15 protein-coding genes and 2 tRNA genes are annotated in these 21,302 nt (G+C 65.1%); 13 read left to right on the top strand and 4 right to left on the bottom strand.

From position 1 onward, the window contains the following. Nucleotides 1-171 precede the first annotated feature (171 nt). Nucleotides 172-1,206: a cysteine synthase A gene (locus QMZ05_RS19855; RefSeq protein WP_353702280.1), complete on the bottom strand. Its 1,035-nt coding sequence runs from the start codon at nucleotides 1,204-1,206 to the stop codon at nucleotides 172-174. Nucleotides 1,207-1,777: 571 nt separating this feature from the next. Between QMZ05_RS19855 and QMZ05_RS19850 the strand changes: the two genes are divergently transcribed. The 6 genes from QMZ05_RS19850 (at nucleotide 1,778) to QMZ05_RS19825 (ending at nucleotide 11,850) form a co-directional block, all read left to right on the top strand. Next, a complete protein-coding gene (locus QMZ05_RS19850; RefSeq protein WP_353702313.1) occupies nucleotides 1,778-3,247 on the top strand; it encodes an efflux transporter outer membrane subunit in 1,470 nt (489 codons plus the stop codon). After that, the gene (locus QMZ05_RS19845; RefSeq protein ID WP_353702279.1) at nucleotides 3,237-4,682 is read left to right on the top strand and encodes an efflux RND transporter periplasmic adaptor subunit; all 1,446 of its coding nucleotides are present in this window, start codon (nucleotides 3,237-3,239) and stop codon (nucleotides 4,680-4,682) included. The genes QMZ05_RS19850 and QMZ05_RS19845 overlap by 11 nt, the downstream gene beginning before the upstream one ends. Before the next feature lie 48 nt (nucleotides 4,683-4,730). Continuing rightward, entirely contained in the window at nucleotides 4,731-7,859 is a 3,129-nt protein-coding gene (locus QMZ05_RS19840) for an efflux RND transporter permease subunit (protein WP_353702278.1), read from the top strand. Further along, nucleotides 7,856-10,960, top strand: coding sequence for an efflux RND transporter permease subunit (locus QMZ05_RS19835; protein WP_353702277.1), 3,105 nt, complete (start codon nucleotides 7,856-7,858; stop codon nucleotides 10,958-10,960). The genes QMZ05_RS19840 and QMZ05_RS19835 overlap by 4 nt, the downstream gene beginning before the upstream one ends. 35 nt (nucleotides 10,961-10,995) lie before the next feature. Beyond that, nucleotides 10,996-11,721 (top strand): tRNA-uridine aminocarboxypropyltransferase, encoded by a 726-nt coding sequence (locus QMZ05_RS19830; RefSeq protein ID WP_353702276.1) that lies wholly within the window; start codon nucleotides 10,996-10,998, stop codon nucleotides 11,719-11,721. Nucleotides 11,722-11,776: 55 nt separating this feature from the next. After that, nucleotides 11,777-11,850 (top strand) — tRNA-Cys (locus tag QMZ05_RS19825). A gap of 44 nt (nucleotides 11,851-11,894) precedes the next feature. On the opposite strand, the gene QMZ05_RS19820 is transcribed toward QMZ05_RS19825, so the two are convergent. Both QMZ05_RS19820 and QMZ05_RS19815 read right to left on the bottom strand, forming a co-directional pair. Next, nucleotides 11,895-12,077: a hypothetical protein gene (locus QMZ05_RS19820; protein WP_024584196.1), complete on the bottom strand. Its 183-nt coding sequence runs from the start codon at nucleotides 12,075-12,077 to the stop codon at nucleotides 11,895-11,897. A gap of 408 nt (nucleotides 12,078-12,485) precedes the next feature. Then, complete coding sequence (locus tag QMZ05_RS19815) at nucleotides 12,486-13,130, bottom strand: TetR/AcrR family transcriptional regulator (protein WP_353702275.1); 645 nt, start codon at nucleotides 13,128-13,130, stop codon at nucleotides 12,486-12,488. A 94-nt stretch (nucleotides 13,131-13,224) separates the two neighbouring features. Here QMZ05_RS19815 and QMZ05_RS19810 point away from each other — a divergent pair, with 94 nt between their 5' ends. The 7 genes from QMZ05_RS19810 to QMZ05_RS19780 all read left to right on the top strand — a co-directional run bounded on the left by QMZ05_RS19810 (nucleotide 13,225) and on the right by QMZ05_RS19780 (nucleotide 20,917). Beyond that, a complete protein-coding gene (locus QMZ05_RS19810; RefSeq protein ID WP_353702274.1) occupies nucleotides 13,225-13,710 on the top strand; it encodes an anthrone oxygenase family protein in 486 nt (161 codons plus the stop codon). Nucleotides 13,711-14,051: 341 nt separating this feature from the next. Next, nucleotides 14,052-14,126, top strand: a tRNA-Asn gene (locus tag QMZ05_RS19805). A gap of 133 nt (nucleotides 14,127-14,259) precedes the next feature. Then, nucleotides 14,260-14,439: a hypothetical protein gene (locus QMZ05_RS19800; protein ID WP_050419688.1), complete on the top strand. Its 180-nt coding sequence runs from the start codon at nucleotides 14,260-14,262 to the stop codon at nucleotides 14,437-14,439. 122 nt (nucleotides 14,440-14,561) lie between these two features. Beyond that, nucleotides 14,562-15,227 (top strand): protein-L-isoaspartate O-methyltransferase, encoded by a 666-nt coding sequence (locus QMZ05_RS19795; protein WP_353702273.1) that lies wholly within the window; start codon nucleotides 14,562-14,564, stop codon nucleotides 15,225-15,227. 220 nt (nucleotides 15,228-15,447) lie between these two features. Further along, complete coding sequence (locus tag QMZ05_RS19790) at nucleotides 15,448-16,830, top strand: TolC family outer membrane protein (RefSeq protein WP_353702272.1); 1,383 nt, start codon at nucleotides 15,448-15,450, stop codon at nucleotides 16,828-16,830. Between the two features lie 335 nt (nucleotides 16,831-17,165). Further along, nucleotides 17,166-17,915, top strand: coding sequence for a DUF2497 domain-containing protein (locus QMZ05_RS19785; protein WP_353702271.1), 750 nt, complete (start codon nucleotides 17,166-17,168; stop codon nucleotides 17,913-17,915). Nucleotides 17,916-18,049: 134 nt separating this feature from the next. Further along, nucleotides 18,050-20,917, top strand: a complete 2,868-nt coding sequence (locus QMZ05_RS19780) for a valine--tRNA ligase (protein ID WP_353702270.1) — start codon at nucleotides 18,050-18,052, stop codon at nucleotides 20,915-20,917. A gap of 30 nt (nucleotides 20,918-20,947) precedes the next feature. Here the strand turns inward: QMZ05_RS19780 and QMZ05_RS19775 are convergent. Then, the coding region (locus QMZ05_RS19775; RefSeq protein ID WP_353702269.1) for a DNA-3-methyladenine glycosylase at nucleotides 20,948-21,302 on the bottom strand (355 nt) is incomplete at its 5' end.

Below are 21,302 nucleotides of genomic sequence, written 5' to 3'. Positions count from 1 at the left end.
CCGTCATTGCGAGCCACCCGGTCGGCGCGAAGCGCCGCCGGATGACAGGCTCTGCGAAGCAATCCACATATCCGCCTGGAGCGCATGGATTGCTCCGTCGCTTCAGCGCAAAATTGCTTTGCAATTTTGTCGCGAGCGCCTCGCAATGACGCTTGTACCGACGTTCGCAACTCACACGAACGGCAGCTCGATCTTGCTGCGCTTTTCCAGCCATTCCGGGACCGGCAGATTCTTCGAACGCATGAAGGCCGGGTTGAACAGCTTGGACTGATAGCGGTTGCCGGAATCGGCGAGGATGGTGACGATGGTCTTGCCGGGGCCGAGCTGCTTGGCAAGCTGGATCGCGCCCGCGATGTTGACGCCGGTCGAGCCGCCGAGGCACAGGCCTTCGTGCTCCAGCAGCTCATAGATGATGGTCACGGCGTCCTCGTCGGAGACCAGGAACGCATCGTCGACATTCGCGGTCTCGACGACCGGCGTCTTGCGTCCGAGCCCGATGCCTTCCGTAATCGAGTCGCCCGGCGTCGATTTGACCTGGCCGTTCTTGAACAGTTCGTACATCGCAAAGCCATGCGGATCGGCGCAGGCGGTGACGATGTCCTTGTTCTTTTCCTTCAGATAGCGGCTGACGCCGGCGAGCGTGCCGCCGGTGCCGACCGAGCAGATGAAGCCATCGACCTTGCCGTTGGTCTGCTGCCAGATCTCCGGCCCGGTCGAGTCGTAATGTGCCTTGGGATTGTCGAGGTTGTTCCACTGGTCGGCGAACAGCACGCCGTTCGGCTCGGTCTTGCGCAGCTGCTCGGCGAGACGCCTGCCGAGATGCTGATAGTTGTTCGGATTGGAGTAGGGCAGCGCCGGCGCCTCGACCAGTTCGGCCCCGCACAGCCGCAGCATGTCCTTTTTTTCCTGGCTCTGTGTCTCCGGAATGACGATCAGGGTGCGGTAGCCGCGCGCACTCGCCACGACCGCAAGCCCGATGCCGGTATTACCCGCGGTCGATTCGACCACCAGGCCGCCGGGCTTCAGGTCGCCGCGCCTTTCGGCCTCCAGGATCATCCCCTTGCCGGCGCGATCCTTGACCGACTGGCCGGGATTCATGAATTCGGCCTTGCCGAGAATGGTGCAGCCGGTCAGTTCGGATGCACGTTTCAGCTTGATGAGGGGGGTGTTGCCGATCGCTTCAATGACGTCTTTGTTGAATGCCATGTCGGGGAATTTCTTTGCCGGTCTGTGTCTTGCTTGCCGCGAACCTAGTGTGCTGATCGAAAAAGGGAAGGGCTTTTGCACTGCGGCAAACGGCGGGTTCACCACGCATCACCGCGTGCGCATGGCCATCACGGGCATGCGGAGAACAGCGTTTTTCGGCGATCGGGACGTCCGGCAGAATCGTTCCGCTGCGCGCGGTTTTGCGTCAGTCGCCGCGACGGCGTCGCTGTGCCGGCGCATCTTGCGGATTTGGCGCAACAGGGCCGAGAAATCCCCATGAAATCTTTGTTAGAATCGAGACTTCCGGCACGGGTCTGAAACGCACGCAAATGCCGTAAAAGCAGGGAAAAGCCCGCAATCAGGGTGGCCTCGAATCGCTTGCGATGCGACGTCGCGTATTCGTGACAGGGGCTGTCCGCCCTATTGTCCCAAGGGTAGGATGGGACAGTCAGGTTCCATTGAAAGCATTACCCGTGTACGTCACCCAGACCACCGCTGAACGCGTCACTCGTGCGCCATGGGCGAAGTCTGGCTCCGGCGGAGCACGGGTGTGACCCAGCAAGCATCCGTGATGGTGCCTGGAGGCCGGTTCGGCCTCGCCGTCCGCGTGCGGCGGCTGGCGGGACGCTCGCTTGTCGCGCTCGGGCTGGTCGCGGGCTCGGCCGGCTGCATTCTGACCCAGGACATCCCAGATCCGGCGCTCGACGTGCCGCAGGGCTATAAGGCCGCGCGGCTTGGCCGATCGGGCGACGCGCTTCCGACGCTCGACTGGTGGCGCGGCTTCCGCTCCAAGGAGCTGACGCAGCTGATGGAGGAGGCGCAGACCGTCAACCTCGACATCGCGGCTGCCGTGGCGCGCTTCCGCCAGGCCGACGCGCTGGCGCGGCAAGCCGGTGCGGCGCTGCTGCCGACCCTCAATCTCAATGGATCGGAGACCTACTCGCGCACCTCCGGCTCCAGCGCCAGCGGTCTCACCAATGGCGGGCGCGAGGTGGTGAACTACAATGCCTCGCTCAGCGCCAGCTATCAGCTCGACTTCTGGGGCCAGAATCGCGACGCAGCGCAGGCGGCGGAGGAGACCGCCGTCGCCAACCGGTTCGACCGCGAGGTGGTGGCGCTGACCACGCTCAGCAGCGTCGCCAACGCCTATTTCACGGTGCTTGCCACCCAGGACCGGCTGCGCACCGCGCAGCGCAATATCGCCAGCGCCGAGCGCATCCTCAACGCGATCAAGGACCGCTTCAAGGCCGGCACCGGATCCGATCTCGACGTCGCGCAGCAGGAGAGCGTGCTGGCGAACCAGCGTGCGCTGGTGCCGCCGTTGCGGCAGACGCTCGAGCAGAACATCAACGCGCTCGCGGTGCTGGTGTCGCGGCCGCCGGAGAGCGTGCGCGTTGCCGGCGGCTCGCTCAACTCGGTTGCGATCCCGCGCGTCACGCCGGGTCTGCCGTCCGAATTGCTGACCCAGCGTCCCGATATCCGCAGGCAGGAGGCACAGCTCGCATCCGCCACCGCCAATGTCGGCAGCGCGCGGGCGCAGTTCTTCCCGAGCATCCAACTGACCGGGACGGGCGGCTACCAGAGCCAGGCACTGGTCTCGCTGTTCCAGCCGCACGCGGCCTTCTTCAACCTGGTCGGCAGCATGACCCAGCCGATCTTCGACGGTGGCCGGATCCTCGGCAATTTCGAAAACGCGAAGGCGAAGCAGGACGAGCTGCTGCAGACCTACCGCAAGACGGTCGTGCAATCGTTCACCGATGTCGACAACGCGCTGGTCGCGATCCGTGAGACGACGCGGCGGCTGCAGTTGCAGCGCGACGTGCTGTCGTCGTCGCGGCGCGCCTTCGATCTGGCCGAGCAGCAGCTCAAGGCCGGCACCGCCGACATCGTAACTGTGCTAAACACGCAGCTGACCTTGTTCCAGGCGGAAGATGCTTATTCGCAGGCCCAACTGGCCCGGCTTTTGGCGATCGTAAGCCTGTATCAGGCCTTGGGGGGCGGCTGGGAACCGAAGATGGAAAGACCGGTCGATGCTCTTTAAGCCCGACTCCAAGGAAAACGACAGGGATGACGAGAAAAGCACTGCGCCGCGCAAGCGGAGCCTGATCTCGCGCCTGCTTGGGCGCATGGTGTCGCTGCTCATCACGCTCGTGATCCTGGGCGGGCTCGGCTATCTCGGCTGGCTTGCTTTCCAGCCCAAGCCAAATGGAGGCGGCGGGCGCGGCGCGGGCGCGCGGCCCGATCTGCCGGTACCGGTGCTTGCGGTCACGCCACAGGTGCATGACGTGCCGGTCTATCTCGACGGCGTCGGCTCGGTGAAGGCGTTGAACACGGTCACCGTTCGCTCGCAGGTCGACGGCAAGCTGCTCAAGGTCAATTTCGCCGAGGGCCAGGACGTCAAGAAGGACGACGTGCTCGGCGAGATCGATCCAGCGATCTACCAGGCGCAATACGATCAGGCGGTGGCCACGAAGGCCAAGGACGAAGCGCTGCTCGCCAATCAGAAGATCGACCTTGCCCGCTATGAGCAACTCGCTGCCACCAATGCGGGCTCCAAGCAGCAGGCCGACACGCAGCGCGCGCTGGTCGCGCAGCAGCAGGCCATCATCAAGGCCGACCAGGCCCAGATCGACAATGCGCGCACCACGCTCGGCTACACCAAGATTATTGCGCCAATTTCCGGTCGCGCCGGCCTGCGCCAGGTCGACCAGGGCAACATCATTCACGCCTCCGACACCACCGGGCTCGTGATCCTGGCCCAGCTGCAGCCGATCGCGGTGTGGTTCAGCCTGCCGCAGCAGCAGATCATGCGGGTCAACGCCGCGGCCGCGAAGGGCCAGCTCGCGGTCGACGTGTTCGGCAATGACGGCGTCACCGTGATCGATACCGGCAAGCTGACCGGCATCGACAATCAGGTCGATCCGACCACCGGCACGCTGAAGCTGAAGGCCGAGCTCCCGAATGCCAGCTATCAGCTCTGGCCCGGGCAGTTCGTCAATGTGCGGCTCAAGGTCGAGACCCTGCCGCAGGCGATCGTGGTGCCGACCTCGGCGGTGCAGCGCGGTCCGGCCGGCACGTTCAGCTATGTGATCGGCGCGGACAACATCGTCACCGCCAAGCCGGTGACGGTCACGCAGCAGAACGAGCATGAAGCCGTCATCGCCAGCGGCCTGACCACGTCCGACCGCGTCGTCACGACGGGCTTCGCCAATCTCGCCGACGGCGCCAAGGTCATCGTCGGCAAGGACGACGGGCCGCCGGCCGCCGATCTCGCGCCGCGCAAGCGCAGCCGCAGTCCCGACGGCAAAACCGGGGGCCAGAGCAAAGACGGCAAGCAGGACGGGCAGGGCAAGAATGGCGAGCACCGCGGCCGGCCCGAGCACAGCGAAGGCGACCAGAAGGGGCAGACCGGACCGGCGCCCGCGCCGGCGGCAGGGGGCGAACAGTCGGGTGGCGCGCCGAAGGGGCAGCCATGACCGGCATCCCGACCTCGTAATGTCCGACGCTAAAGCGAGAACGCAACCATGAGCGTCTCCGAACCGTTCATCCGCCGGCCGATCGCCACCTCGCTGCTCGGCATCGCCCTGATGATCGGCGGCGCGCTCGGCTATTGGGCGTTGCCGGTCTCGGCGCTGCCGCAGGTCGACTTTCCGACCGTGCAGGTGACGACGCAGCTGCCCGGCGCGAGCCCCGACGTGGTGGCCTCGCTGATCACGGCGCCGCTGGAGCGGCAGCTCGGGCAGATCCCGTCACTGTCGTCGATGAATTCGACCAGCTCGTTCGGCGTCAGCCAGATCTCGCTGCAGTTCGACCTCAATCGCGACATCGACGGCGCCACCCAGGACGTGCAGGCCGCGATCAACGCCGCGGCCGGCATCCTGCCGAAGACGCTGCCGTACCCGCCTGTCTACGCCAAGGTGAACCCTGCGGACGCGCCGGTCATGACCCTGGCGCTGACCTCGGACACGATCTCGCTGCGGGCGATGAGCGATCTCGCCGACACCATCCTGGGCCAGCGGCTGAGCCAGATTTCCGGCGTCGGCCGGGTCTCGATCCTTGGCGGCCTCAAGCCGGCAGTGCGCGTGCAGGCCGACCTCGCGCGGCTTGCGGCCTACGGCATCGCGATGGAGGATTTGCGCAGCGCGATCGCCGGCGCCAACGTCTCGGGACCGAAGGGTTCGCTCGACGGCGCCCAGCAGTCCTACACCATCGCCGCCAACGACCAGATCGCAGCCGCCGACGCCTACCGGCCGATCATCATCGCCTACCGCAACGGCTCACCGGTCACGATCGGCGACGTCGCGCAGATCGTGGACGGGCTGGAGAACGACCGCACCGGCGGCTGGTACCAGGGCACACCGGCGGTCATCATCGACATCCAGCGCCAGCCCGGCGCCAACGTCATCGACGTCGTCAAGCAGATCCGCGGCGAAATCCCTCGGCTGCAGCGCTCGGTGCCGGCCGGCGTCAAGTTGACCATCGTCTCCGACCGCACGGTGGCGATCCGCGCCTCGGTCCGCGACGTCCAATTCACGCTGATCCTGAGCGTCGTGCTGGTGACCTTGGTGGTGCTGCTGTTCCTGCGGTCACTGCGCGCGACCCTGATCGCCGGCGTCGCGCTGCCGCTGTCGCTGATCACGAGCTTCGGCATCATGTATTTCGCCGGCTTCAGCCTCGACAATCTGTCGCTGATGGCGCTGACCATCGGAACCGGCTTCGTGGTCGACGACGCCATCGTCATGATCGAGAACATCGTCCGCCACATGGAAGGCGGCGAGACGGTTATGGAAGCCTCGATGAAGGGCGCCAGCGAGATCGGCTTCACGGTGATCTCGCTGACGGTCTCGTTGATCGCCGTGTTCATCCCGCTGTTGTTCATGTCCGGCCTGGTCGGCCGCATGTTCCGCGAATTCGCGCTGACCTTGACGATTGCGGTCGTGACCTCGGCGATCGTGTCGCTGACGCTGACGCCGATGATGTGCTCGCGGCTGCTCAAGAACATCCACGAGGAAATGGCGGTTCCGGGCCTTGCCGCGGTCAGCCGCTTCATCGACCGGATGGTGGAGTTCTACCATCGCACGCTGCTCTGGGTGCTGCAGCGCCAGCGCGCGACGCTGCTGGTGACGTTCGCGACCATCGCGCTGACGCTGATCATGTATGTGCTGGCGCCGAAGGGCTTTTTGCCGCTGCAGGACACCTCCTCGATCACGGCGGTGACCGAAGCTGGTCCCGACGTCTCGTTCGCCGAGATGCAGCGGCGGCAGAGCGCCGTCTCCGACATCATCAAGGCCGACCCCGACGTGGTCGGCGTGGTCTCGGTGATCGGCTCGGGTTCGGTCAATCCGACCACCAATGTCGGCCGTCTGGTGATGACCCTGAAGCCGCTCGACCAGCGGCGCGACGGCGTCGTCAACGTGATCGAGCGGTTGAAGCAGAAGATATCGACAGTCCCCGGCATGACCGTCTACTTCCAGCCCGTGCAGGATGTGCAGATCTCGACCCAGTCGAGCCGCTCGCAATACCAATACACGCTGACCGCGACCGATGCCGCCGAAGTCTCGCAATGGGCCCAGAAGCTGGTCGCCGAGATGCGGCGCGACCCGATCTTCCGCGACGTCTCCTCGGAGGCGCAGGAGGGCGGCTTGCGCGCGGCGCTCGACATCAACCGCCAGCGCGCCGGCCAGCTCGGCGTCAATCTTCAGGGCGTCACCGACACGCTGAACGACGCCTTCGCGCAGCGCCAGATCTCGACGATCTACGGCCAGGCCAACCAGTACCGCGTGGTGCTGGAGGCGCTGCCGATGTACCAGCGCGACCCGTCGATCCTCGACAAGCTTTATCTGCCCGGCGCGAACGGCGCGCAGGTGCCGCTGTCCGCGGTGGCGACGCTGGTCCGCACCACGGCGCCGCTCGCGATCTCGCACCAGGCGCAATTCCCCTCGGTTTCGCTCAGCTTCAACCTGGCGCCCGGGGAGGCGCTGGGCGACGCGGTCGTCGCGGTCAAGGCGATCGAGAGCAGGATCGGGATGCCCGGCAGCATCGTCGGCATCTATTCCGGCGACGCCGCCGAGTTCGCGCGCTCGCTTGCCGGGCAGCCCTGGCTGATCCTGGCCGCGATCATCACGATCTACATCGTGCTCGGCGTGCTCTACGAGAGCTACATCCACCCGATCACTATCCTGTCGACGCTGCCCTCGGCCGGCGTCGGCGCCATCCTCGCGCTGATGCTGTGCGGGCAGGACCTGTCGGTGATCGGCCTGATCGGCATCATCCTCTTGATGGGCATCGTCAAGAAGAACGCCATCATGATGATCGACTTCGCGCTGGAGGCCGAGCGCCATCAGGGCATGTCGTCCTATGACGCCATCGTGCAGGCCTGCCTGTTACGATTCCGGCCGATCATGATGACGACGCTGGCCGCGCTGTTCGGCGCGCTGCCGCTCGCGATCGAAAGCGGCACCGGTGCCGAGCTGCGCTTCCCGCTCGGTATCTCGATCATCGGCGGCCTGCTGCTCAGCCAGCTGCTGACGCTGTACACCACGCCGGTGATCTATCTCGCGCTCGACCGGCTCAACCGGCGGATCGAGCGGGCGGTGCCGGAGCCAGGTCCCAGCGGACCGCCGATCGCGGGCGCCACCGAGGGCATGCAGTGATCTCGATCTCCGAGCCCTTCATCCGCCGGCCGGTGGGCACCACCTTGCTGGCGATCGGGCTGTTCCTGGTCGGGATCGTCGCCTACGAGTTCCTGCCGGTGTCGTCGGTCCCGAACGTCGACTTCCCGACCATCCGGGTGTCGGCGTCTCGGCCCGGCGCCGATCCCTCCGTGATGGCTTCGACCGTTGCCGCGCCGCTGGAGCGCAAGCTCGGCACCATCTCGGGCGTCGACCAGATCACCTCGACGAGCTCGCTCGGCGTCACCAGCATCCAGGTGCAGTTCTCGATCGGCCGCGACATCGACCGCGCCGCACGCGACGTGCAGGCCGCGATCAATGCTTCGCTCGCCGATCTGCCGAGCGACCTGCCGTCGCTGCCCAAGTTCCGCAAGGCCAATCCGGCCGCGGCACCGGTGTTCGTGCTGGCGCTGACCTCGAAGACGATCTCGACCAGCGCGATGTACGACGTCGCCGACACCGTGCTGGCGCAGCGCATCTCGCAGGTGCCGGGGGTCGGCGAGGTCACCGTCAGCGGCGCCGACCAGCCGGCAGTGCGTATCGCGCTCAATCCGGTGTCGCTGGCAAATGCCGGGATCTCGACCGACGACGTCCGGCTCGCGGTCATCAATGCCAATCCGCTCGGCCCCGTCGGCATTTTCAATGGCGACCGGCTGAGCGAGACGCTGTCGATCAACAAGCAGATGCGCACCGCGGCCGAGTTCCGCGACATCCTCATCAAGAGCTCGAACGGCAATTTTGTCCGTCTCTCTGACGTCGCCGAGGTCGAGGATTCCGTCCGCAACTCGCGCTCGATCGCCTGGTTCAACAAGCAGCCGGCGGTGCTGATCCAGATCACCAAGCAGGGCGATGCCAACGTCATCGACACCGTCGACAACGTCCGCCGGTTGCTGCCTGACTTGAGGAAGTGGATTCCGGCCGGTGTCGAGATCTCGACCCTGGTCGATCGCACCGGAACGATCCGCGCCAGCGTCGAGGACATGCAGTTCACGCTGCTGGCGACAGCCATACTCGTGATGGTCGTGGTGTTCGTGTTCCTGCGCCGGATCGTGCCGACGATCGCGGCCGGCGTCTCGGTGCCGCTGGCGCTGGCCGGTACCTGCGCCGGGATGTGGCTCGCCGGCTTCTCGATCGACAACCTGTCGCTGATGGCGCTCGCGATTTCGGTCGGCTTCGTGGTCGACGACGCCATCGTGATGATCGAGAACATGTACCGCAATCTCGAGCAGGGCATGGCGCCGTATCCGGCGGCGGTCGAGGGCGCCAAGCAGATCGGCTTCACCGTGCTGTCGATCTCGCTGTCGCTGATCGCAGCCTTTACGCCGCTGATCTTCATGGACGGGATCGTCGGCCGGCTGCTGCGGGAGTTCTCGCTGACCCTGACGTTTGCCATCATCGTGTCGACCCTGGTGTCGGTGACGATCACGCCGATGATCTGCGCGCACTACATCAAGGAGGCGACCTCCGATCGCGCCACCTGGTACGACCGCGCCATCGAGGGTGCGCTGTCGCGGGTCGTGGCATTCTATACGTCGACCCTGCGGATCGTGCTCGGCTATCCCTTCCTGACCCTGATTGTGTTCTTCGCCACCGTCGCATTGACGGTGACGCTCTACATCAAGACGCCGAAGGGCTATTTCCCGACCGACGACAGCGGATTCGTGATCGGTTCGACACGGGCCTCGGCCGATATCTCGTTCCAGTCGATGCTCCAGTTGCAGCAGCGGCTCGCCGACATCGTGATGGCCGATCCCGCGGTCGCCGGCATCGGGTCGTCGGTCGGCTCCGGCGGCGGCCCGGGCGGCGCCACCTCCAACCGCGGCACGATGTTCATCAGCCTGAAACCGCCGGAGGAGCGGGCAGGCCTATCGACCGCCCAGGTGATCGACCGGCTGCGCCGCAATCTGTTCATGGTGCCCGGCATCCGCCTGTTCATGTTCGCCGCCCAGGACATCCGCACCGGCGGCCGGCAGAGCGATTCCGACTACCAGTACACGCTCGCCTCGACCGATCTCGATCTGTTGCAGAAATGGGCGCCGCTCGTCGCCAAGCGCATGGAGACCGTGGAGGGCATCACCGACGTCTCCTCCGACCGCGATCCCGGCGGCCTGCAGCTCAACCTCGTGATCGACCGCAAGATCGCCTCCAGCCTCGGCGTCCGGGTGCAGGACATCGACAACGCGCTCAACAACGCCTTCTCGCAGCGGCAGATCTCTTACATCTACACCCAGCGCAACCAGTACGTAGTGGTGCTCGAGATCGACCCGAAATTCCAGAGCGATCCCTCGAACCTCGAGCGCATCTATGTCGCCGGCGCCAATGACGTGCAGGTGCCGCTGTCGGCGCTGGTGCACTACCAGCGCGGACTGTCGGCGCTGGCGGTCTACCACTCCGGCGGCTTCCCCTCGACCACGGTGTCGTTCAACCTGTTGCCGGACGTGCCGCTGGAGGTCGCGACCACCAACATCCAGCAGGCGGTCAATGAGCTGCACATGCCGGAGGGCATCCGCGGTAGCTTCGACGGCAATGCCGGCGACTTCAACAAGACCAGCGGGCGGCAGCCGCTGTTGATCCTCGGCGCGCTGATCGCGATGTATATCGTGCTCGGCGTGCTCTATGAGAGCCTCGCGCATCCGATCACGATCATCTCGACACTGCCGTCGGCCGGCCTCGGCGCCTTGCTGGCGCTGCAGGTGACCAACACGCCGCTGACCGTGATCGCCTTCGTCGGCATCATCCTCCTGATCGGCATCGTCAAGAAGAACGGCATCATGATGGTCGACTTCGCGCTGGAGGCCGAACGGCATCAGGGCCTGTCGTCGCGGGATGCGATCTTCGAGGCCTGCCGGGCGCGCTTCCGCCCGATCCTGATGACGACGATGGCGGCGCTGTTTGCCGGCATTCCGCTGGTCATTGCGACCGGCCCGGGCACCGAGCTGCGGCGGCCGCTCGGCATTACCATCATCGGCGGCCTGTTCGTGTCGCAGATCCTGACGCTCTACACCACGCCTGTGATCTATCTGTTGATCGACCGGCTGCGTCAGCGCCGCGAGCCGTCAGGCGTGCACGCGCCGGCGGAATAGTTTGAATTGCGCCGTCGTGGGCGTATAGCGAAGCGATGTCCGAACCGACCGAAGTCAAATCCGACGTTATCGCCGAGATCGAGGATTGCGCGCATTGCGGCAAGCCGCTGCCGCTGTGCATCTGCGACAGCGTCACGCCGATCGAGAGCCGCATCCAGCTCCTGATCCTGATCCATCCGCAGGAGCAGGACAGGGCGCTCGGCACCGCGCGGCTGCTGGCGCAGCATTTCGAGAATGCGGTGGTGCGGATCGGGTTGTCGTGGCCGAGCCTTGCCAAGGCGCTCGGCCGGCCGGTGCCCGACCCCTCGCGCTGGGCGGTGCTCTATCTCGGCTCGGCCAAGGTCGAGGACCTCGAGACCGATGCCGAGATCGTCGCGATCAACCGCAAGGGCGAGCTCGAGCCGCATCAGCGCGCGATCCTGTCGGACATCGAGGGCGTTGTGCTGCTCGACGGCACCTGGAGCCAGGCCAAGGCGCTGTGGTGGCGCAATGCCTGGATGCTGAAGTGCCAGCGGGTGATTCTCGGGCCGAAACGCCCCTCGCTGTACGGCAAGCTGCGCCGGGAACCGCGGCGCGACGGTTTGTCCACCATCGAGGCGGCCGCGATCCTGCTGGCCGGGCTGCAGAAGCGGCCCGATATCGCCGCAACGTTAACCGACAGTTTCGAGCGGATGCTGGCGAGATTCCGCGAAGTCCAGGCCAAAATGCCGGAATTGGCGCCAAAACCTAGGAAACGGGACTACCGGAGGCGCCGGCGTTAGCTGTTGGGCTTGGTTGCCTATCTGAGAGAGGGCGTATATGAAGTGCGCCGCAAGGGGCCACGTGGCGGAGTGGTTACGCAACGGTCTGCAAAACCGTGTACACCAGTTCAATTCTGGTCGTGGCCTCCACTCATCTCAATCAATGGCTTGCAGCCAACAAATGAGAAGCCGCATTAGCTCGCGGCGTACCAACCTTCAGGAAACGGAATCAGCGGCCACGGCGCCTGGTTGTCATTGGCAGCGCGCGGCGGCGGCTGAATGCGGGGCGAGGGTTGGGCCACGAAATCCTCCTGAGCAATAGGCGCGATCGCCGTTCGCACGGCGTCCAGCAGCAGATCAAATTCGACTTCGCTCATCGCGCCCTCCGAGGTTCGAGAGCGCAATGGTCGCAAAACTGTCTTCGGTCCGGATTGAGCGATTCGTTCGAATTTTATGAAAAGAACGATGGCGCCCTGTTTGGTTAACAAATCGCTGATGATCCCTTCGGGAACCTAGGTCGGCACCGCCGCACCTCGTGTGAGACAAATCACATCTTGCGAAAAACTCTTCCCGGAATTCTCGACAGTATTCATAGCCGTCAAATATCGCAGGAATTTTAGGAAGACGTGACAACCGGGGCAAGCAGACCGCAGTGTTGCCTATTGTGTGGTGCATCGATCCTCGGCCCTCGCTGACTTCGTTCGCCAGAGCCGGGCAGCGCCGCTCTACGCCCGATGCCTATCGCCCCTGCGCGGCGGAAATTCCGGCGGTCGGCGCGAATGTGGTCAAGCCAGCCCGTTGAGGTCATCCGGCAGCATGGTCTTGAATTGCGTCAGCACCTGTCGCGCCTTTTTCGGCGGCAGCGTGATCGCGTGGCGTACGGCAGCCGCGATCAGCGTCATCGTCAGTGCTGAGAAGGTGGCGAGGGTGGCAGCCGCCACGCCCGGCGCAACCCGCCGGATCGCGTCGGACAGCAGGCCGGAAAGCACGGCCATGTCATCCGCATCGAGCTTTTGCAGGGCGCGGTCGGCCTGCGTCGCCTGCCAGATGTCGCGCATGACCGGCACCCGTATGAACATCTCATAGTAGCTGTCGACGATCCGGCAAAGCGCGGGATGCAGGTCGCGCGGGGCCGTGACTGCAGCCAGATCTCGCCTGACACAATCGCGTCCGATGGCGTTGTGCCGTTCCGCCAGCGTGCCGATGATCGCGGCCTTGTCCGGGAAATATTGGTAGAGCGAGCCGAATGCGACGCCGCTGCGTTCGACGATGTCGCTCATCCGGAAGGCCTCGCTGCCTTTCTCCGCCATGATCTCGGTCGCGCAGGCGAGGATGCGCTCGAACCGCTCGCGGCTGCGCTGCTGCGTCGGGGCAAGCCGTGCCAGCCCGGGCAGGGGGGCCGCCACGGGCGCGGCCTTTCGTCTCGCCACCTTCTGTCTCCTTCGAAATCGGGTTGACGTCTGTAATACGAGAGTTTATCGCATTTCACAAATGCGAGTATCTCTCGCATTCGGAGATGGAGCGATGCGCAATATCCTGACTTCGGGCTTGTTGTGGTTTTCCGCGCTCGGCTGCGGCCTGCTTGCCGGGCTCTATTTCGCGTTCTCGACGTTCGTAATGACCGCGCTCGGCCGCATCGACCAGGCCGCCGGCATCTCGGCGATGAACGCGATCAATGTCGACATTGTGCGTTCGCTGTTCATGCCGGTCTTCCTCGGCACCACGCTGTCCTGCGCCGTGCTGGTCGTGCTCGGTGCGCTCAGATGGCAGGAGCCGGGCGCCATCGCGATGATTTGCGGCGGCGGCCTCTATGTCCTCGGGATGTTCGTCGTCACCGCCGTCTTCAACGTGCCCCTGAACGACCAGCTTGCGGCCACAGATCCCGCCAGCACCGCGGCAGCGCCGGTCTGGGCGCGCTATCTAACCGACTGGACCTTCTGGAACCACGTGCGGACCATCGCTTCGCTCGCGGCGACCGCGCTGTTCATCGTCGCGATCGCCGCGCGTTGATCGGAACGCAGAAGGCTCTGGCAGGGCGCTTTGCATTTTGTGCGCTACGACCCCGGTACCAAGACCACCTCGTTCAACGCGGAATGACATGAAGGGGGCGGGACCCCCGGCCGGGAATCACGGCGCGACCGTAATGCCGCGCCATTGGTCCATCCCGGCCACCGGGCGCCGAGAACGGGACAATCGGGACAGCCCTGCATTGCCCTGGGACGCCGGCAAACCCTTGCATTGCAGCGGTTTACCGTCTTGGGCTAAAGTTTCGCCGAAGGCCCATTTGGTTCTTTGCAAGCCCGAAAGGCTTTGTTATACGCTGCCCGCTCGCGAACACTTTGTTCGCCTATTCCTCGGTAGCTCAGCGGTAGAGCATTCGACTGTTAATCGAATGGTCGCTGGTTCGAATCCAGCCCGGGGAGCCAGCTTTGCTGGCCCACCAACATCGTCATCGACAATCACAAGCACGTGGTCCGCAACACGCGAACCAAAAGCGTCGTCAAATCGACTCAATAACTGTCGACACTTCGTCGTGCCGGGTCTTGAGAGGTGATTTTGATGGCCATTAACCTGATCGACCTGTCGATGCCCCAGCCGACGCTTGTTCCGCATGATGCTCCCGTCATCAGCGACGATGAGTGTGTCCGCCGGCTCGCGAGGGCCGTCGAGGAACATGATTCCGAGCATCTCGATGAAGTGGCCCGCCTGATCGGCCGGCTTGCGGTCACGATCGAATAGAGCGCAGCCCCGGAGCATCCCGCACGCCAACGGCGTGTTGCGTTTTGGCGGAGCTTGTTCCAAAAGATGGCCCTGTTCTAGCTTCTCCAGCGGCAATGCCGCGACTTGCAGGGTCCCCGCCAATGACCGGTTTTTCGACCGCGCGCCAGTACATGGTCGATGGTCAGGTGCGTCCGAGCGACGTGACCGATGATCGTATTCTCGAAGCCATGCTGACCGTGCCGCGCGAAGTATTCGTGCCGGCCAGCAAGCAGGCGCTCGCCTATCTGGACCTCGATCTCGATGTCGCCGAGGGCGGCGCGGCCAGGCGCTGCCTGATCACGCCGGCGCTGCTCGCCAGGATGCTGCAGGCCGCCGAGATCAAGGCCACCGACCGCGTCCTGGTCGTCGGCTGCGCCACCGGCTACGCCGCCGCGATCGTGGCGCGCTTTGCCGAGCAGGTCAGCGCCACCGAGAGCGATCCGGCGCTTGCCGCGAAAGCGACCGCAGCGTTCGCCCAGCTCGGGATCCGGAATGTGACGGTCAAAACCGCAGGTTCCGCGGACGGCGATGCCGCTGGCGCGCCATATGACGTCATCGTCCTCAACGGCGCGACCGAGATCCTCCCGACCGGGCTGTTTGGCCAGCTCAAGGAGGGAGGGCGGCTGGTCGGGGTGTTCGGCCTGATGCCGCCGCCGCGCGCCACCCTCGTGACGCACTCCCACGGGGATTTCGGACATCGCGAGCTGTTCGACGCCACCGCCCCGGTGCTGCCCGGACTGGAGCGGCTTCCCGCCTTCGTCTTCTGACCTGACCGCTACCGCGCTGCGCCAGCTGATAAAATCCCGTTCTGAATCAGAAGTGTGGCCCGTTTGCCCCATGTGAAGAGTTTCCACCATGTTCCGTTGCGGGGTAGTTCCGTTACCCATAGCTGCGGACTAAGGTGAGGCGGGACTCACTTCGTCTGAAGCGACCGCCGGAACTGACTTGCGTGTGGAGACGGCGACTACAATGATTGGATTACCGGGGATGCGAGGGGTGAAGGCTATCACCGCGGCTGCGACTGCCGCCCTTCTGTTGGCGGAGCTGGGCCCAGTGCCTGCGCTCGCCGAAACTATCGAGTCCGCGCTGGTGCGGTCCTACCAGAACAATCCCCAGCTGAACGCGCAACGTGCGTTGGTGCGGTCGACAGACGAAAACGTTCCGCAGGCACTCTCGGGTTACCGTCCGAAGGTCTCGCTGACCGCAACGGCTGGCGGACAATACACCGATGAGCAGTTGGCGCCGGGAAGCGCGCCCGTGTCGGGTGTGAGCCGGCAGCGCACCGTTGGCATCACCGCCAGCCAGTCGCTGTTCAACGCGCAGAACGCTCCCAAAGTACGCCAGGCCGAAAGCCAGGTGTCGTCGGCACGTGAAGGTTTGCGCGCGCTCGAGCAGTCGGTGCTCCTGAGCGCGGCCACGATCTATATGGACTATCTGCGCGACGCGGCGATCGTCGAGGTCCAGCGCAGCAACACGCGCGTGCTGGAACAGACGTTGAAGCAGACCCAGGACCGCTTCAACGTCGGCGAGGTGACGCGCACGGACGTCGCGCAATCCGAGGCCCAGCTCGCGGCCGGCAGAACCCAGCAGCTCACCGCAGAATCGAATCTGACGACGACGCGATCGAACTACCGCCGCATCATCGGCGTCGAACCGCAGAATCCCGCACCGGGCTCGCCGGTCGACCGGTTCCTGCCGTCGTCGCTGTCGGCTGCTGTCGAACTTAGTCTGACCCAGAATCCGAACGTCACCGCGGCGATGTACGGCGTCGACGTCAACTTCCTGCAGACCAAGGTTGCCGAAGGCGCGCTGTTGCCGACGGTTGGGCTGCAGGCGTCGGTCAGCCAGGGCTACGAAACCCAGTTGACCGTGTACCGCCTCTTCAACGCCTCGGTCGGCGTTCAACTGTCGCTGCCGATCTACCAGGGCGGCGCTGAATACTCGCTGATCCGCCAGTCCAAGGAATCGCTTGCGCAGCAGCGCCTGGTGCTGGACCAGACCAGGGATCAGGCGCGTGCCAACGTCGTCACCGCCTGGGGTCAGCTGGTCGCCGGCAAGTCGCAGGTGGCATCGGCGCAGGCGCAGGTGACCGCGTCCGAAATCGCGCTGAACGGCGTGCGCGAAGAGGCCAAGGCCGGCCAGCGCACCACGCTCGACGTGCTCAACGCGCAGCAGGCGCTCGTCAACGCGCGCAATGCGCTCGTCACGGCGCAGCACGACCGCGTCGTCGCATCCTACAATGTGCTGAACTATATCGGCCGCCTGTCGCCGCAGGTGATGGGCCTTTCGACCAACATCTATGATCCGAGCGTGCACTACCAGCAGGTTCGTGACAATTGGGCCGGCGTTCGCACGCCCGACGGCCGCTAAACACCTTCACTTCATCATCGCTTGTCGCGCCATGTTTGTGGTTCTGAGTTAATCAGGACCACAAACGGGCGCGTTTGCTTGCAATCGATAATTGGCCTGACATACCGTTTTGTCGGGCAGCAAGGCGATTCGCGGCGAGCCGGCGTAGCGTGATGACAGGTGCGACGCCACCTGTGATCACGCTGCATTGGGCGACACGAAGCTTGCAGAAAGGCCTCGGGCGGGCGTGATCTGGGGACAAGTCGGGCGGGAGCAATGAAAATCTCCGCCCGCATCATCGGAACCGGCGAATCCTCTCGGGCTTGATGTAAAATAGTTTCGATGTGGAGTCGGAGATGACGCAACCTGCGAAGGTCCAAGAACCCTCGATGGAGGAGATCCTGGCGTCGATCCGTCGCATCATTGCCGACGACGAGGCGAAGCCAGGTGCGGGCGAGAAGCCGGCCGCTGCTGCTCCACCGAAGGCCGAGCCCGCGCCACCACCGGCAGCCAAGCCCGCGATGAAGAGCCCGCCGCCCGCAGCGCCTCCGGCTGCAAAGGCCGCGGCGCCCGCGCCGAAATCACCGCCGCCCGCGCCGGCAGCGGCTGCCAGCAACAGCCAGGACGACATCGATTCACTCCTGGCCAGCCTCGACGAGGCGACGCCCGCGGCCGAGATCAGGCCGTCGCCGCAGCCGGAAGCCCAGCCCGAAGCCGACGTGTTTGAGCTCACCGACGACATGGCGCTGCCGGAGCCGGCCCCCGCGCCATCGTTCCGCAAGGTCGAGCCGCAGGACGACGTCGAATTCACCGAGGCCCGCACCCGAGCGCCCGCTCAGGAATCCGTTCGAGAGCCAGTCCGAGAACCGCCGGCGATCGAAACCGCGCCGATGCAGCAGATCATCTCGGGAACCACGATGCGGGCGGTCGAATCCGCCTTCAACTCGCTGGCCAACACCGTGCTGAGCAACAATGCTCGGACGCTGGAGGATCTGGTCAAGGAGATGCTGCGGCCGATGCTGAAGTCCTGGCTGGACGACAATCTGCCGGGCTTGGTCGAGCGGATCGTCAAGGCCGAGATCGAGCGGGTATCCCGCGGTCGATAGCCCGCCCCGCAGGGGCTTGGCAGCCCTCATTCCGTCCCCAAATGCCCAAAACGCCGTTTTGACGTGCCGGTCCGGTTGACTTGGTGCGCTCCGGCGGCTTTCTAACCTTTCCCCATGGTCCACAGCGCATTGTCATGATCGAGAAAAACTACCAGCCCGCCGATATCGAGCACCGCATGGCCCGGATCTGGGAGGAGAGCGGTGCGTTCAAGGCCGGCCGGCCGGAGCGCAAGGACGCCGCGCCCTTCACCATCGTGATCCCGCCGCCGAACGTGACCGGCTCGCTGCACATGGGCCACGCGCTCAACAACACGCTGCAGGACATCCTGTGCCGCTTCGAGCGGATGCGCGGCCGCGACGTGCTGTGGCAGCCCGGCACCGACCACGCCGGCATCGCCACCCAGATGGTGGTCGAGCGCCAGCTGATTGAACGGCAGGAGCCGGGCCGGCGTGACATGGGCCGCGCCAAGTTCCTCGAGCGCGTCTGGCAGTGGAAGGCAGAGAGCGGCGGCACCATCGTCAACCAGCTCAAGCGGCTCGGCGCGTCCTGCGACTGGTCGCGCGAGCGTTTCACCATGGACGAGGGCCTGTCGCGCGCCGTCGTCAAGGTGTTCGTCGAGCTGCACCGCGATGGCCTGATCTACAAGGACAAGCGCCTGGTCAACTGGGACCCGAAGCTGCTCACCGCGATCTCCGATCTCGAGGTGCAGCAGGTCGAGGTCAAAGGCCATCTCTGGTACCTGCGCTACCCGATCGAGGGTCGCAGCTTCAGCCCCGACGATTCGAAATCGTTCATCGTGGTCGCGACCACGCGGCCCGAGACCATGCTGGGCGACACCGCGGTCGCGGTGCATCCGGACGACGAGCGCTACACCGATCTGGTCGGCAAGCACGTCATCCTGCCGCTGGTCGGCCGCAAGATTCCGATCGTCGCCGACGATTATTCAGATCCGGAGAAGGGCTCGGGTGCCGTCAAGGTGACGCCGGCGCACGACTTCAACGACTTCGAGATCGGCAAGCGGCACGGCCTGCCGCAGATCAGCGTGCTCGATCAGGAAGGCTGCCTCAGCCTCTCCGACAACGAGGACTATCTGCGCGGCCTGCCTGTTGGCGCCGACGAATTCGCCGCCGAGTTCGACAAGATCGAGCGGTTCGCCGCGCGCAAGAAGATCGTCGCAAGGCTGGAGGAGTTCGGCTTCCTCGAGCGGATCGAGCCCAACACCCACATGGTGCCGCATGGCGACCGCTCCGGCGTCGTGATCGAGCCGTATTTGACCGACCAATGGTATGTCGACGCCAAGACGCTGGCGCAGCCTGCGATGGCGGCGGTGCGCTCGGGCGAAACCACGTTCGTGCCGAAGAACTGGGAAAAGACCTATTTCGAGTGGATGGAGAACATCCAGCCCTGGTGCATCTCGCGCCAGCTCTGGTGGGGCCATCAGATCCCGGCCTGGTACGGCCCGGACGGCAAGGTGTTCGTCGCCGAGACCGAGGAAGAGGCGGTCGGCAACGCGCTCGGCTATTACGTCGAGCAGGAGGTCATCACGCCGGAGCAGGGCCATGACATGGCCACCGACCCCGCCAAGCGCGAGGGCTTCATCACGCGCGATGAGGACGTGCTCGACACCTGGTTCTCGTCAGCGCTGTGGCCGTTCTCGACGCTGGGCTGGCCGGACGATACGCCGGAGGTCGCACGCTACTATCCGACCAACACGCTGGTGACCGGCTTCGACATCATCTTCTTCTGGGTCGCCCGCATGATGATGATGGGCCTGCATTTCATGAAGCAGGCACCGTTCTCGACCGTCTACATCCACCGTCTCGTCCGCGACGAGAAGGGTGCCAAGATGTCGAAGTCGAAAGGCAACGTCATCGATCCGCTCGGCGTGATCGACGAATACGGCGCCGACGCGCTGCGCTTCGCGCTGACCCGCGAGGCGGCGCAGGGCCACGACATCCGGCTGTCGCCGCATTTGGTCGAGACCAACCGCAACTTCGCGACCAAGTTCTGGAACGCCTGCCGCTTCGCCGAGATGAACGAATGCGCCAAGCCGGACGGTTTCGATCCGAAGGCCGCCAAGGAAACCTTGAACCGCTGGATCGCGCACGAGACCTCGCGCGTCACCCGCGAGGTGACCGAGACGATCGAGGATCATCGCTTCAACGATGCAGCCGGCGCGATCTACCGCTTCGTCTGGAACGTGTTCTGCGACTGGTATCTCGAGCTCGCCAAGCCGGTGCTGATGGGCGAAGAGGGCGCGGCGAAGACCGAGACCCGCGCCATGATCGCCTGGGCGCGTGACGAGATCCTCAAGCTGCTGCACCCGTTCATGCCCTTCATCACCGAGGAGCTGTGGGCCGTGACTGCAAAGCGCGACGGCCTCCTGGTGCTGGCGTCCTGGCCGCGCAAGTCGGGCGTCACCGGCGAGCAGCTGGCGGCGATCGCGACCGCAGGGCCGGTCGTCGATCCGATCATTCCGCCGGTCATCGCCGCGCTCGACGCCGACGAGTTCAGCGATCCCGCGGCAGAGGCCGAGATCGGCTGGGTGGTCGATCTCGTCACCGCGATGCGGTCCGTGAAGGCGGAGATGAACATCCCGCCGTCGACGCTGACGCCGCTGGTGATCGTGACCGGCTCGGGCGAGACGCGCGATCGCGCACAGCGCTGGAACGACACCATCAAGCGCCTCGCGCGCTTGTCGGAGATCTCGTTCGCGGATGCCGCGCCGGAAGGCGCGATGCAGCTGCTCGTGCGCGGTGAAGTCGTCGCACTGCCGCTGAAGGGCGTGATCGATCTCGCGGCCGAGCGGGCGCGGCTGGAGAAGGAGCTCGGCAAGGCCGACGCCGATATCAAGCGGGTCGACGCCAAACTCTCCAACGAGAAGTTCGTCGCCAACGCGCCGGAAGAACTCGTCGAGGAAGAGAAGGAAAAGCGCGCGGCTGCGCAGGAGCGCCGCGCCAAGATCCTCGAGGCGATCGAGCGGCTGAAGAAGGCGTCATAGTAGACGCCTTGATGGTAGACGTTGTGGCGCTCAAAACCGCTTGCTGAGGAATTTCGATCCCTTCAGTCCGTAGCGCCACGGCAGCTCGACGGCCTTGGTGATGCCGATCCGGATTCCGGTGACGATGTCGGGCGTCTCGAGCCGCGCGTGGAGCGCGATCGGGGGACGGTCGAGCGGCAATTCGCTGTGGGCGATGGTGATGCCCATCGCCTCGCACAGCTTGCCTGGTCCCGAGCACAGCGCACGCTCGTCTTCCAGCCCGCGCCGCCGCCGCATCGCGGCGAGCCCATGGGTCGGCTCGATCGCACGGATCAGGACGGCGCTGGCCGAGCCCGCTTCCTCGCACACGAAGTTGACGCACCAGTGGATGCCGTAGGAGCGGTAG

The sequence above is a fragment of the Bradyrhizobium sp. INPA03-11B genome (assembly GCF_040446015.1).
Taxonomy (GTDB): Bacteria; Pseudomonadota; Alphaproteobacteria; order Rhizobiales; family Xanthobacteraceae; genus Bradyrhizobium; species Bradyrhizobium macuxiense_A.
This window is presented reverse-complemented; position numbering and strand designations above follow the sequence as displayed.

Bases quoted from the DNA above. Each gene is read 5' to 3' on its own strand.
- QMZ05_RS19810 (WP_353702274.1), top strand. From the start codon at position 13,225: ATGCGCAATATCCTGACTTCGGGCTTGTTGTGGTTTTCCGCGCTCGGC.
- QMZ05_RS19850 (WP_353702313.1), top strand. From the start codon at position 1,778: ATGGTGCCTGGAGGCCGGTTCGGCCTCGCCGTCCGCGTGCGGCGGCTG.
- QMZ05_RS19780 (WP_353702270.1), top strand. From the start codon at position 18,050: ATGATCGAGAAAAACTACCAGCCCGCCGATATCGAGCACCGCATGGCC.
- QMZ05_RS19790 (WP_353702272.1), top strand. From the start codon at position 15,448: ATGCGAGGGGTGAAGGCTATCACCGCGGCTGCGACTGCCGCCCTTCTG.
- QMZ05_RS19795 (WP_353702273.1), top strand. From the start codon at position 14,562: ATGACCGGTTTTTCGACCGCGCGCCAGTACATGGTCGATGGTCAGGTG.
- QMZ05_RS19785 (WP_353702271.1), top strand. From the start codon at position 17,166: ATGACGCAACCTGCGAAGGTCCAAGAACCCTCGATGGAGGAGATCCTG.
- QMZ05_RS19820 (WP_024584196.1), bottom strand. From the start codon at position 12,077: ATGAGCGAAGTCGAATTTGATCTGCTGCTGGACGCCGTGCGAACGGCG.
- QMZ05_RS19845 (WP_353702279.1), top strand. From the start codon at position 3,237: ATGCTCTTTAAGCCCGACTCCAAGGAAAACGACAGGGATGACGAGAAA.
- QMZ05_RS19830 (WP_353702276.1), top strand. From the start codon at position 10,996: ATGTCCGAACCGACCGAAGTCAAATCCGACGTTATCGCCGAGATCGAG.
- QMZ05_RS19855 (WP_353702280.1), bottom strand. From the start codon at position 1,206: ATGGCATTCAACAAAGACGTCATTGAAGCGATCGGCAACACCCCCCTC.
- QMZ05_RS19840 (WP_353702278.1), top strand. From the start codon at position 4,731: ATGAGCGTCTCCGAACCGTTCATCCGCCGGCCGATCGCCACCTCGCTG.
- QMZ05_RS19800 (WP_050419688.1), top strand. From the start codon at position 14,260: ATGGCCATTAACCTGATCGACCTGTCGATGCCCCAGCCGACGCTTGTT.